This is a genomic window from Klebsiella sp. A-Nf5 (genome assembly GCF_002810545.1).
Lineage (GTDB): Bacteria > Pseudomonadota > Gammaproteobacteria > Enterobacterales > Enterobacteriaceae > Klebsiella > Klebsiella variicola.
Window position 1 is genome coordinate 1 of sequence record NZ_PIOG01000065.1, and the last position, 629, is coordinate 629.

1 protein-coding gene is annotated in these 629 nt (G+C 59.6%); it reads right to left on the reverse strand.

Going from position 1 to position 629, the window contains the following annotated elements; translation table 11 throughout:
* Positions 1-629 (reverse strand): glycoside hydrolase family 19 protein (locus tag CWM53_RS07055; RefSeq protein WP_319829939.1); only part of this gene is annotated, 629 nt, incomplete at both ends.

The window sequence follows — 629 nt, forward strand, 5'->3', positions numbered from 1 at the left end:
GCCTCTCGACGATCGCCGAGGAACATCGCCAACAATACCGCCGCCACCTCGGGTGCATTAGCTAAATCGGGAGAGCCGATAATGTCCACACCTATGCGGGAAGCATATTTCTGGTAGTTCGAACGCCCCGTAAGCTGTACGAAACCACGTCCGCGAAACCTGGCGCCATCCCCAAGGGTCATGTTACCAAGATTCTTGCCTTTGTCGGTCCCTGCGTCGTAGGCGCTGAACGCCGGCAGCCCTGGCAGCGTGTTGAACTGCGAGGGATATTCGGAAATCGGCACGAAGCCTTCGGTCTCCGCGCGGATGGTCCCCAGGGCGGCCAAGATCAACGGGATCGTCGTGAGTCCTTCGCTGGTTAACGCTGCCGCGACGTACGGCAGATAGCGCAGCACATTGGATGGTTTGGTGGCGGGGAATAAATGCTGCACCTCATCTGCCCGCAGCGTAAACGCAGGCAGCGTGATAAGCGCCAGCAGGCTCTGGCAATAGGGACCGACGACGCCATCGGCGATGATGCCGATATGCGACTGCCAGTGTCGGACCGCCGAGGCCAGCGTGGCATCGAACGTGTCGCTATTCGATGACAATGCAAACATGTTCGCATCCGCCCCCAGCGTTTTCGCCAG